Source organism: Paracoccus halophilus (genome assembly GCF_000763905.1).
Lineage (GTDB): Bacteria > Pseudomonadota > Alphaproteobacteria > Rhodobacterales > Rhodobacteraceae > Paracoccus > Paracoccus halophilus.
Genome location: NZ_JRKN01000026.1, coordinates 17995 through 29878, shown reverse-complemented (window position 1 = coordinate 29878; position 11884 = coordinate 17995). Strand labels below are relative to the sequence as shown.

General features: G+C 65.8%; 9 protein-coding genes. 5 read left to right on the top strand and 4 right to left on the bottom strand.

Annotation, left to right across the window (positions count from 1 at the left end; all coding sequences use genetic code 11):
- Positions 1–76 precede the first annotated feature (76 nt).
- The gene (gene nrdF / locus IT41_RS14920) at positions 77–1033 is read left to right on the top strand and encodes a class 1b ribonucleoside-diphosphate reductase subunit beta (protein ID WP_414811556.1); all 957 of its coding nucleotides are present in this window, start codon (positions 77–79) and stop codon (positions 1031–1033) included.
- Here the strand turns inward: nrdF and IT41_RS14915 are convergent, their stop codons facing one another.
- Positions 1034–1999, bottom strand: a complete 966-nt coding sequence (locus IT41_RS14915) for a bile acid:sodium symporter family protein (protein WP_036742824.1) — start codon at positions 1997–1999, stop codon at positions 1034–1036.
- A 188-nt stretch (positions 2000–2187) separates the two neighbouring features.
- Here IT41_RS14915 and IT41_RS14910 point away from each other — a divergent pair, with 188 nt between their 5' ends.
- The gene (locus IT41_RS14910; protein WP_052081644.1) at positions 2188–3435 is read left to right on the top strand and encodes an aminotransferase-like domain-containing protein; all 1248 of its coding nucleotides are present in this window, start codon (positions 2188–2190) and stop codon (positions 3433–3435) included.
- Positions 3432–4085 (top strand): RraA family protein, encoded by a 654-nt coding sequence (locus IT41_RS14905; protein ID WP_036742822.1) that lies wholly within the window; start codon positions 3432–3434, stop codon positions 4083–4085. The genes IT41_RS14910 and IT41_RS14905 overlap by 4 nt, the downstream gene beginning before the upstream one ends.
- 5 nt (positions 4086–4090) lie before the next feature.
- Here IT41_RS14905 and IT41_RS14900 read toward each other — a convergent pair whose 3' ends face one another.
- The 3 genes from IT41_RS14900 to IT41_RS14890 all read right to left on the bottom strand — a co-directional run bounded on the left by IT41_RS14900 (position 4091) and on the right by IT41_RS14890 (position 8371).
- A complete protein-coding gene (locus IT41_RS14900; RefSeq protein ID WP_036742880.1) occupies positions 4091–5572 on the bottom strand; it encodes an inorganic phosphate transporter in 1482 nt (493 codons plus the stop codon).
- Positions 5573–5768: 196 nt separating this feature from the next.
- A complete protein-coding gene (locus IT41_RS14895) occupies positions 5769–6809 on the bottom strand; it encodes an NADP-dependent oxidoreductase (RefSeq protein WP_036742873.1) in 1041 nt (346 codons plus the stop codon).
- A 119-nt stretch (positions 6810–6928) separates the two neighbouring features.
- Positions 6929–8371, bottom strand: coding sequence for a helix-turn-helix domain-containing protein (locus IT41_RS14890; RefSeq protein WP_036742820.1), 1443 nt, complete (start codon positions 8369–8371; stop codon positions 6929–6931).
- Positions 8372–8506: 135 nt separating this feature from the next.
- On the opposite strand from IT41_RS14890, the gene aceB reads away from it, so the two are divergent.
- Together aceB and IT41_RS14880 are read left to right on the top strand one after the other, a co-directional pair.
- A complete protein-coding gene (gene aceB, locus IT41_RS14885; protein WP_036742818.1) occupies positions 8507–10129 on the top strand; it encodes a malate synthase A in 1623 nt (540 codons plus the stop codon).
- Between the two features lie 74 nt (positions 10130–10203).
- A complete protein-coding gene (locus IT41_RS14880) occupies positions 10204–11814 on the top strand; it encodes an isocitrate lyase (RefSeq protein WP_036742817.1) in 1611 nt (536 codons plus the stop codon).
- Positions 11815–11884 lie beyond the last annotated feature (70 nt).

Sequence of the window (11884 nt, the reverse complement as noted above, 5' to 3'; positions counted from 1 at the left end):
GGGGGCTGTCTGCCCCCCGCACCCCCCGAGGATATTTGTATAAAGAAGAAAGGTTCTTCGGATGAAGGATCATGTGATGAAGACCCCGCTGCGCGCGATCAACTGGAACCGCTTGCAGGACGAGAAGGATCTGGAGGTCTGGAACCGGCTGACGGTGAATTTCTGGCTGCCCGAAAAGGTGCCGCTGTCGAACGATGTGCAAAGCTGGGCCACGCTGCGCCCCGAAGAGCGCGAGCTGACCATTCGCGTCTTTACCGGGCTGACGCTTCTGGACACGGTGCAGAACACCATCGGCGCGCCCTCCATGATGCCCGATGCGATCACCCCGCATGAAGAGGCGGTGCTGTCCAATATCGCCTTCATGGAGGCGGTTCATGCGCGCAGCTATTCCTCGATCTTTTCGACGCTGTGCCTGACCAAGGAGGTGGACGAGGCTTTCCGCTGGTCCGAGGAAAACCCGCATCTGCAGGCCAAGGCGCGGCTGATCCTTGAGGAATACAAGGCCGGATCGGACCCGCTGAAGCGCAAGATCGCCAGCGTTTTCCTGGAAAGCTTCCTGTTCTATTCCGGCTTTTACCTGCCGATGTACTGGTCGAGCCGCGCCAAGCTGACCAATACCGCCGACCTGATCCGCCTGATCATCCGCGACGAGGCCGTGCATGGCTATTACATCGGCTACAAGTATCAGCGCGGGCTGGAAAAGCTGGATGCGGCGCGGCAGCAGGAGCTGAAGGATTTCGCGTTCTCGCTGATCTTCGATCTTTACGATATCGAACAGAAATACACGGCCGAGCTGTATGACGGCATCGGCCTGACCGAGGATGTGAAGGCATTCCTGCATTACAACGCCAACAAGGCCCTGCAGAACCTTGGCTATGAGGCGCTGTTCCCGCCCCAGGCCTGCGAGGTCAATCCGGCGATCATGGCGGCACTTTCGCCCGACAGCGAGAACCACGATTTCTTCAGCGGATCGGGGTCCTCCTATGTCATCGGCAAGGCGGTTGCGACCGAAGACGACGACTGGGATTTCTGATCAGGCCGGGCGGCGGGCCAGCCTTTGCGCGATGGCCGAGCAGACCAGAAGCTGTGTCATGTGATAGATCATCACCGGCAGCACGGTCGCGCCCACCGTGGCCGCCGGAAAGATTGCCGTGGCGATGGGCAACCCGCTGGCCAGGCTTTTCGTCGAGCCGCAGAAGAACAGCACTGCCCGGTCCTCGGGCGGCATGCGGACCAATCGCCCGGCCGCGACCATGATGCCCATGGCCAGCGCCAGCAGCAGCGCCACCGCCAGAAAGCACAGCACCAGCCCCGAGGCGGGGATCGCCGACCAGATCCCCGCCACGGTGCCCGCGCCAAAGGCGGAATAGACGATCAGCAGGATCGAGCCGCGATCCACCACCATGGTCATCAGCTTGTGACGGTTCACGAAACCGCCGATCCAGGGCCGCAGCACCTGCCCGACGACAAAGGGCAAGAGGATCTGCAGCGCGATCTTTTCCACCGCCCCCAGGCTGACGCCCGCGCCGTCCTGCTGCAGGATGCGGGTGACCAGGAGCGGCGTCAGCACCACCCCGATCAGGTTCGACAGCGACGCCGCGCAGATCGCCGCCGGCACATTGCCCCCGGCAATCGAGGTGAACGCGATCGAGCTTTGCACGGTCGAGGGCAGCACCGCCAGAAACAGCAGCCCCAGCGTCAGTTCCGGACCAAGCAGGCCCCCGAACAGCCATGCCAGCACGATGCCCAGCAGCGGAAACAGCAGATAGGTCGCGCCGAAGGTCAGCCCCTGCAGCCGCCAGTTCAGCAGGCCCGCCCGGACCGAGGACGGGTCCAGCTTGGCGCCATACAGGAAAAACAGCAGCGTCACCGCCCAATAGGTCAGCCCGCGCAGCCCCTCGGCCGCGATGCCGCGCGCCGGCAGCAGCAGGCCCAGCAGGACGGTGCCGATCAGCAGCAGCATGTAGCTGTCGATGCCGATCCGTTTCAGTGCCTTCATTTTGTCACCCTTTGGCCAGTTGCCGGTATTTCGGCCAGAATGGCACCGGGCGCAAGCTTGGCCCCGATCATGGCGGGTTCCGGGCGAGACAGGTTGAAAACCCATGGCCTGAGGGACTATTGCAGATATCCGGACCGAGTCAGCGCCTCCGTCCCGTGCCCAGCCCCTGCCGGAGGAGGAACAGCCCCATGCCCAGCCAGACCGATCGCGCCACCAGCCCCGCCAGCCCGGCGACCGGGCGGCGGCCCGCCTTTGCCCGCTGGCTGTCGCGGACGAATGACGTGACCTCGATCTTTCTCGCGGCGGGGCAGGACCCGGATCTGATCAACCTGGCGGGCGGGCTGCCCGAGCCCTCGGTCTGGCCGGTGGCGGAACTGGCCGATCTGGCGGCCGAGGTGGTCCGCGACCACCCCGGCGAGACGCTGGGCTATGGCCCGATCCCCGGCCTGCCGGCGCTGCGCGACCTGATCGCGGCGCGGTTCTCCACCCCCGAGACGCAGCTTTCGCGCGACAATGTGCTGATCACCACCGCCGGCATGCAGGCGCTGGAGCTGACCGGCAAGGTGCTGCTGGAGCCGGGCGGCGTGATCGCCGCGCAAAGCCCCGCCTATCTGGGCGCGCTGGATGCCTGGATCCCGCATGAGCCACGCTATCGCCCGATGAAGCCCGGCAGCAATGATTACGACCCGTTCGCCGCGCTGGATGGCGCGCAATTCGGCTATACCGTGCCCAATTTCTCGAACCCCAGCGGGCGGCTGGTGACCCTGGCCGAGCGGCGCGAACTGGTCGCCGCCGCGCATGCGACCGGCACCTGGCTGATCGAGGACGACCCCTACGGCGTGCTCTATTATGACGGCACCCCCCTGCCCCGGATGCTGCACCTGTCGGGCGCGGAAAATCCCGGCCCCTATGACGGGCCGATCATCTATATGGGCTCGCTTTCCAAGGAGCTGACGCCGGGGCTGCGCATCGGCTGGGTCATCGCCGCGCCCGAAATGATCGCCGCCATGGCCGCGGCCAAGCAGGGCTCGGACATGTGCACGGCCGGGCTGTCGCAGATGCTGGCGCTGCGCGCCTTTCAGCGGCGCATCCCCGAACGCATCCTGCCAAAGATGCTGGAAACCTATCGGGCGCGGCGCGACGCGCTGTGCGACGCCATGCGCGACCATCTGGCCGATCATCTGGACTGGCAGGTGCCGGCGGGCGGCATGTTCGTCTGGGCCACGGCGCGCGATGCCAGGCTGGACACCGATGCCTTGCTGCCCAGGGCGCTGGAACATGGCGTCTGCATCTCGCCCAGCAGCGTCTTCGACCCCGAGGGGCGGGACCGCCGCTCGCTGCGGATCAATTTTACCCTGAACGCGCCCGACAAGCTGCAGGAAGGCGCGCGACGCCTTGCCCGCGCGATCCGGGCCCTGCTGGAGGAAACCCCATGAGCCTGTCGATCCATCGCCATGACGAACAGCCCATCGACCCCGAGCTGCTGACGCGCTGGCGGCAGATCCCGGTCGCGGTGATCGTCGATCTTGCGCCGGCGCGCCAGATCGATCCCGGCATCCGACCGCTTTTGCCGGCGGGCCGGCAACCGGCGATGTTCGGGCGCGCCATGACGGTACGCTGCGCGCCGCCCGATTTCGGCGCCGTCCTGCATGCGACCGGCGCGATCCGGCCCGGTCAGGTGCTGATGATCGAGGCCGGAGGCGATTGCAGCCACGCCATGATCGGCGACATTCTGGCCGGTCATCTGCATCGCCGTGGCGGCGCCGGGCTGGTCTGCGACGGCGCGGTGCGCGATGTCCACGGTCTGGCCGGGATGGAGGGATTCTCGGTCCATTGCCGCGCCGTCAACCCGCTGGGTCCGACCACCGCCCGCGCCGGCGAGGTGAACGCACCGGTCACGCTGGGCGGCTGCGAGGTCGCGCCGGGCGATCTGATCATCGGCGACGATGACGGGCTGGCCGCCCTGCCCCCCGCCCTGTTGCCGCAGCTGATCGAGGCGGCCGAGGCCAAGCTGACGCTTGAGGCGGAATGGACCGCGCGGCTGGTGGCGGGCGATCCGGTCGCGGATATCTTCGGGCTGGGCTGAGCCCTTCAGACGGTCACCAGCCGGATCGCCAGAAAGATCAGCGCCGAGAGTGTCGCCGCGGCCGGGACCGTCACGATCCAGGCGGCGGCGATGGTCAGGACATGGGAACGGCGCACCAGCTTGCGGCGGCGGCGCTCATCGGGCGTGATCCGGGGCCGCTCGGCCTCGGCCTGGGCCATGCGCAGGCGGCGCTCGGCGTCCCATTCGCGAAAGAAGCCGACGCCGAACACGCCGCCCACCGCGATATGGGTCGAACTGACCGGCAGGCCCAGGGCGCTGGCGACGATCACCGTCAGCGCCGCCGACAGGGCCACGCAAAAGGCGCGCATCGGGTTCAGCCTGGTGATCTGGCTGCCGACCATGCGGATCAGTTTCGGGCCGAACAGGAACAGCCCGAAGCTGATCCCGAAGGCACCGATCAGCATGACCCAGACCGGAATGGTGACGGCATGGCCGAAATCGCCGGCCCGCGCGGCCTGCACGATGGCCGCCAGCGGCCCCACCGCATTGGCCACGTCATTGGCGCCATGGGCAAAGCTGAGCAGCGCGGCCGACACCACCAGCGGAATGGCGAACAGCAGCTTGAGCGACCTGTTGCGGTTCTCGAGCCCGGCCGACTGGCGGCGAATGACCGGGATCATCACCAGCCAGATCGCGATGCCGGTCGCCAGCCCCAGCAACAGGGTCACGCCCATCGGCAGGCGGATCAGATTCCGCAGCCCCTTCTGCGCCAGATAGGCGGCAAAGGCGCCGGCCATGATGCCGACCAGCACCGGCACCCATCTGCGCGCCGCGCCGATCTTGTCCGGCTGATAGATGATCCGCGCCTTGATGAACCACAGAAACCCCGCGGCGAAAACCCCGCCAAGCACGGGCGAGATCACCCAGCTTGCGGCAATCGCGCCGACCATCCCCCAGTTCACCGAGGCCAGCCCGGCCGCCGCGATGCCGGCGCCCATGACGCCGCCCACCACCGAATGCGTGGTCGAGACCGGCGCCCCGATCCAGGTCGCCAGATTGACCCAGAGCGCCGATGAGAGCAGCGCCGCCATCATCGCCCAGATGAACACGGATGGCGCGCCGATGCTGTCCGGCGCGACGATCCCCTTCGAGATGGTGGTGACCACATCGCCGCCCGCGATCAGCGCGCCCGCGCTTTCAAAGATCGCGGCAATGACGATCGCGCCGCCCATGGTCAGGGCATTGGCGCCGACCGCCGGACCCATATTGTTGGCGACATCGTTGGCGCCGATATTCAGCGCCATATAGGCCCCGAATGTGGCCGCGATCACCACGATCAGCAGATTGCTGCCCTGCCCCAGCGACAGCGCCGCGACCAGCCCGGCCAGCATGATGAAGACAAGGGCGATGCCCGGCCCGATCAGCGGCCGCGCGGCATAGCCGGCCGCCGTCTCGAGCTTCGCGAACCGTCCCAGGTCCCGGTCCAGCGTTTCAAGATGGCGGGCTTCCAGATCGTTATGCGCCATGGTGTCCTCAATCGGCCGCGCCGGGTGGGTATGCGGCTTTGACGCGCGATTCAACCGCCCCGTTACAAAATCGTTACAAATAATTCGGAAATGGTGCCGAAAGCGCGCCCGGCCCGGTCCGGCGCGGCCCCGAAACCGCGATGATGCCGCCCGATCGGGGCGGCATCACTCGGGACATGTCCGGGCGGCGCGGCGTTCAGTCGCGCAGGCTGACGATCTTCTTGCCGAAATTCCGGCCGTTGATCACGTCGATCAGGGCGGAGGGGGCATTCTCCAGCCCCGCGACGATATCCTCGATAAAGCTGATCTCGCCGGCCTCGACCCAGGGTCCGACCTCCTGCAGGAACTCGCCCCATTGGTGGAAATAGTCCCCGACGAGGAAGCCCTGCACCAGAACCCGCTGCTGCTGCAGCCGCGACATGATGATGTCGGTGTGATCGGGCAGCGTATCGTTCGGGCGGTCGGGATCGTCATAGGTGACGATGGTGCCGCAAAGCGGGATCCGCGCGCGCTGGTTCAGCAGCGGCACGACGGCGCGAAGGACGCGGCCGCCGACATTCTCGAAATAGATATCGATGCCGTCGGGAACCGCCGCGCTCAGCTGCGCCTCGAAATCCGGGGCGCGGTGATCGAGGCAGGCGTCGAAGCCCAGACGCTCGACCGCGATGCGGCATTTTTCCGGACCGCCCGCGACGCCGACCGCGCGCAGGCCCATCTTCCGGGCCAGCTGCCCGACCATCGAGCCGACCGGCCCGGTCGCGGCGGCCACCACCAGCGTTTCCCCGGCCTGCGGCTTGCCGATCAGCCTGAGCCCGGCCCAGGCGGTCAGGCCCGGCATCCCCAGAACGCCAAGCGCCAGGGATTTCCGTTCGAGGCCGGCGGCAAGCTTCCAGGTCTGCGCGTCATCGACCAGCGAATAATCCTGCCAGTGGCCATTGGTCACCACCCAGTCACCCGAAGAAAAACCGTCATGGCGCGATTCGACCACCTGCCCGACGGTCAGCCCGGCCATCGGCGCACCAAGCGCGATCGGCTCGACATAGGATTTGCGGTCCGACATCATCCCGCGCATATAGGGGTCTACCGACAGGAAATGGTTGTGCACCAGCAACTGCCCCTGACCGGCCTGCGGCACGGCCTGGGTTTCCAGACGAAAATCCGTCTCTTTCGCGCCGCCGACCGGCCGCGCGTTCAGCACGATGCGACGATTGACGTCCTGTTCCAGAGGTTCCAGCATGATCCGCTCCATCCATTGATTGTCCGGGCAAGATCCTGCCCGCGTTCGATCAGGGATGTTTGTGCGCAGGCCGCGCGCCACAACCAGCCGCCCGCCATGACGTCGCGTTCGTGGCGGCCCTAGCCCTCTTCTTCCTCGAAGCTGAAGATGGCCAGGCTGCGCTCGCGTTCGTTCACCTTCATCCGGCGGTTCATCGGCGCATGGGCGCGGGCGGAGCAGTCGGGGCGTTCGCACAGGTAGCAGTTCAGCCCGATATCGACCGGGCGGGTGCGGCTCAGGTCGATGCCGTCGGCATAGATCAGCCGCGGCGCATAGGACACGTCGCAGCCCAGCCCGATGGCCAGCCGCTGCGCCGGCGCGCCCTGTCGGCCCCCTGCCCGCGTGGTGGTGCGCGCGACAGAGAAATAGCTGGCCCCCTCGGGCATGCGGATGACCTGGGTCTGGATCCGCTCGGGCGTCTCGAAGGCGGCATGGATGTTCCACAGCGGGCAGGTGCCGCCGAAACGCGAGAACGGGAACCGCCCGGCGCTGAACCGTTTCGAGATATTGCCCGCCTGATCGACGCGCACGAAATAGAACGGGATGCCGCGCGCGTCGGGGCGTTGCAGCGTCGACATGCGATGCGCGGTCTGCTCGAAACTGGCGCCGAAACGGTGGCCCAGCAGTTCCACGTCATAGCGCTCCGATTCGCAGGCGGCCAGGAAACGGCCGTAGGGCATCAGCAGCGCCGCGCCGAAGTAATTCGCCAGGCTGACCCGCAGGAGCGAGACCGCCGGCGGATCGGTCAGCTCGGATTCCTGCACCAGCTGCGCGATCGTCGCCTCCTGCTCCAGCCGGGCCAGCAGCACGCCGATCTGAAAGCGGCGACTGGCCTGGCCCAGCAGTTCCGACAGCATCAGCTCCTTGCGGTGGAAATCGAACCGGCGCAGCTGGTCGCCCATCACCTCGGCCGGCAGGATGCGCACGATGATCCCGTGCGCGGCCAGCCGGCTGGTCAGCGCGACATGGGGTTCGTGACGGTGCAGCGCCAGTTCCTCGGCCAGCGCCTCGGCCGGGCGGTCCAGCGCATCGACATAGTTGCGCTGCGTGTAGAACCAGCTGCGCACCACATCGACGGGGCGCGAATTCTCGGCCAGCACCTCGACCTTGTCGCGGTCGGTCAGCGGGTTGTCATCGGCCTGCGGGCGCAGGATCGCCTCGCGATACTGTTCGTGCAGGCGGACAAAGGCGCCCGCGATCCGGGGCGAGGCCTGCAGCACCGCCTCGATCTCCGAGCGCGACAGGCTGCCGGTGCCCAGGGCCGGCTCTTTCAGCGCGGCATGGAAATCGGCGGCCAGCTGCGCATCGGTCGAGGGCGCCAGCTCCGACACGTTCAGGTCATAGACCTCGGCCAGTTTCATCAGGAACCGCGCCGAGGCCGGCCGCTGGTCCGATTCGATCAGCGTGACATAGCTGGCCGAGACGCCAAGCTCGGCCGCCATCTGCGCCTGCGTCAGGCCCAGCGATTGCCGCAGGACGCGCAAACGCTGGCCGATGATCAGTTTCTCGCTTCGCGATGTCACATTACAAACCTTACATTACCCGGTGTTATCCAGTGACAATACTTACCATAACACCCGATTGAACCGAACAGACACTATACAACAAGCATTACATTACTAACATGACATTATGAGCTAAACCACTGGAGGCCCCCAATGCCACTTGATCGCCCACCGCCCGCGCTTCCGCCGGTCGTCCTGCGCGCCGTTCCCGGCTCGGACCATGTGCTGACGCCCGATGCGCTGGCCTTCATCGCGGATCTGCAAGGCCGTTTCGGGTTGCGCCTGCACGCGCTGATGGTCGCCCGCGCCCGCCGACAGGAGCGGATCGACCGCGGCGAACTGCCCGACTATCTGCCCCAGACCAAGGAGATCCGCCAGGGCATCTGGCGTGCCGCCGAAATCCCCGCCGCGCTTGAGGATCGCCGCGTCGAGATCACCGGCCCGGTCGACCGCAAGATGATGATCAATGCGCTGAATTCCGGCGCCCGGGTTTTCATGGCGGATTTCGAGGACGCGACCTCGCCCAGCTTTTCCAACCTGATCGCGGGTCAGAAGAACCTGATCGACTATCGCGACGGCACGCTGGAGCTTGACGACCCCGACAGCGGCAAATCCTATCGCGTCGCGGCCGATCCGGCGCTGCTGATCATGCGCCCGCGCGGCTTGCACCTGTCCGAATCCAACGTGCTGATCGGCGGTCAGCCGATGTCGGCATCGCTGTTCGATTTCGGCCTGTCGCTGTTCCATTGCGGCCGCGCGCTGGCCGCCACCGGCCGCGGGCCGTTCTATTACCTGCCCAAGATCGAGGCCCATGGCGAGGCCCGGTTCTGGAACGAGGTCTTTGTCTATGCCCAGGAAAAGGTCGGGCTGGCGAATGGCACGATCAAGGCCACGGTGCTGCTGGAAACCCTGCCCGCCGCCTTTGAAATGGACGAGATCATCTGGGAGCTGCGCGACCATATCGCCGGGCTGAACTGTGGCCGTTGGGATTATATCTTCAGCTATATCAAGACGCTGCGCAATCACGACGCCTATGTCCTGCCGGAACGCGCGCAGCTGGTGATGGAGGACGCGTTCCTTGCCACCTATGCGGCGCGGGTGGTCAAGGTCTGCCACCGGCGCGGCATCCACGCCATGGGCGGCATGTCGGCCGCGATCCCGGTCAAGGGCGACGATGCCGCCAATGAGGAAGCCTTTGCCAAGGTCCGCGCCGACAAGAAACGCGAGGTCGGCATGGGCTTCGACGGCTGCTGGGTCGCGCATCCCGATCTGGTCCCGGTCGCGCAGGAGGTTTTCGACGCCGAGATGTCCGGCCCGAACCAGATCCGCAAGCCGCGCCAGGAATGGAACATCAAGCCCGCCATGCTGCTGAAGCCGCATCAGGGCACGATCACCGAGGCGGGGCTCACCACCAATATCTCGGTCGCCATCGAATATCTGGCGAACTGGCTGCAGGGCCGCGGCGCGGTGCCGATCAACAACCAGATGGAGGACGCCGCCACTGCCGAGATCAGCCGCGCCCAGCTGTGGCAATGGCTGCGCCATGGCGCCACGGTGACGCTGGAAAGCGGCGAAGAGCGCCTGTTCAGTGCCGAATGGCTGGGCGAACTGGTCCAGGCCGAGATTGTCCGGATCCTCGAACGGCTGGGGCCGAACGGCTTCCATCGCGGGCATTACGCCTCGGCCGCGCGCATCGTGCAAGAGGCCGTGACCGCCCCCGTCCTGCCCGATTTCATCACCGTCCAGGCCTATGACGTGCTGAACGCGCTGGACTGATTTTCAGAACCCTCAAGGCGGGCCGCGTGCCCGCCCCCCTCATCCTCCCAAGGAATCCGACGAAAGGAACCAACATGGCAAAGCGCAAAACCTATAGCGAGCTTCGCGCCGAAATCGAAAAGCGTTACCCCTCGGGCCAGACCCAGGGCGGGGTCAGCGTCGACGATATCGTGCAATTGAAGATGCAGAACACCTATGACACGCATCTGGACATTGCCCGCGACATGGCCACCGTCATGCGCGAGGACATGGCCGCCTATGACGCCGACAGCAGCAAGTTCACCCAAAGCTTGGGCTGCTGGTCGGGTTTCCACGCCATGCAGATGATCAAGTCGGTCAAGCGCATGCGCGGCACCGCACGCGGCACCTATGTCTATCTGTCGGGCTGGATGGTTGCCGGCCTGCGCAACCGCTGGGGCCACCTGCCCGACCAGTCGATGCATGAAAAGACCGCCGTCGCCGATCTGATCAACGAAATCTACGTCTCGCTGCGTCAGGCCGACGAGGTCGCGATCAACGATCTGTTCAAGGAGCTGAAGGCTGCCGGATCGGATGCCGAACGCGCCGCCGTGATCGAAAAGATCGACAATTTCGAAACCCATGTCGTGCCGATCATCGCCGATATCGATGCCGGTTTCGGCAATGAGCACGCGACCTACCTGCTGGCCAAGGAACTGATCAAGGCCGGCGCCTGCGCGCTGCAGATCGAAAACCAGGTCTCGGACGCCAAGCAATGCGGCCACCAGGACGGCAAGGTGACGGTCCCGCGCGAAGACTTCATCGAAAAGCTGCGCGCCTGCCGCCTCGCGCTTGAGGAACTGGGGGTCGAGGATGGCGTGATCGTCGCCCGCACCGACAGCCTGGGCGCCGGCCTGACCCAGAAGATCCCGGTCAGCCAGCAGCCCGGCGACATGGCCGCCGAATATATCAAATGGCTGAAAACCGAGCCGATCAACGATCAGAACCCGATCCGCGACGGCGAGGTGGCGCTGTTCCAGAACGGCGAATTCGTCAAGCCGGCCCGTCTGCCCAACGGCTTGTTCCCGTTCAAGGAAAATACCGGCCGCGCCCGCGTGATCGAGGATTGCATCACCAACCTGACCGTCGGCGGCGCCGATATGGTCTGGATCGAAACCGACACGCCCAATGTCGATGAGATCGCCGGCATGGTGAACGAGGTCCGCAAGGTCGTCCCGAACGCCAAGCTGACCTATAACAACTCGCCCAGCTTCAACTGGACGCTGAACCTGCGCAAGCAGGTCCGCGAGCAATGGCTGGCCGAGGGCACGATCAGCGCCGCCGACTACCCCGAGGGCAACGAGCTGATGAAGCCGGAATTCGACGATACCGATCTGGGCCGCGAGGCGGATGCCCGTCTGCAGAACTTCCAGACCGATATCTCGGCCCGCGCCGGCGTGTTCCACAACCTGATCACGCTGCCCACCTTCCACCTGACCGCCAAGTCGATGGACGAGCTGTCGCGCGGCTACTTTGGCGAGGACAAGATGCTGGCCTATGTCAAGACCGTCCAGCGCGAGGAAATCCGTCGCGGCATCTCGGCGGTCAAGCACCAGCACGAGGTCGGCTCGGATCTGGGCGACACGTTCAAGGAAATGGTCGGCGGCGAACGCGCGCTGAAGGCGGGCGGGCACGCCAATACCATGAACCAGTTCGCGGCCGAATGAACCGGGGTCGGGCCCCGGAGCACACCAGCCTTCGTTGGTTCAGCTCATAAAACTCCGTGGCCTGTCGCGC